This is a genomic window from Mammaliicoccus stepanovicii, from assembly GCF_002902525.1.
GTDB lineage: Bacteria > Bacillota > Bacilli > Staphylococcales > Staphylococcaceae > Mammaliicoccus > Mammaliicoccus stepanovicii.
Genome location: NZ_PPQZ01000129.1, coordinates 1 through 231, shown reverse-complemented (window position 1 = coordinate 231; position 231 = coordinate 1). Strand labels below are relative to the sequence as shown.

The following is a 231-nucleotide window of genomic DNA, read 5'->3' as shown; positions in this document are numbered from 1 at the left end:
AAAAATCCAGAAGTGGTAAAAGAAGGCAAGGTTGTGGTGCACTATGTGGATGAAGCAGGTAACACAATTAAAGGAACTGTAGAAGATACACCAAACACAAAAGTGGATACAGCGTATGATACAACGGATCATAAATTGAAAGTAATAGAAAAAGATGGTAAGCGATATATCTTCACCAAAGTAAAAGATGGGGATAAAGAAACAGGTCAAGTGGTAGAAGGGACAACATCT

At 37.2% G+C, this 231-nt stretch carries 1 protein-coding gene; it reads left to right on the top strand.

What is annotated here, in order from left to right; translation table 11 throughout:
- Positions 1-33: 33 nt before the first annotated feature.
- On the top strand, positions 34-231 hold a 198-nt coding region (locus CD111_RS12185), incomplete at its 3' end, for a MucBP domain-containing protein (RefSeq protein WP_206124261.1).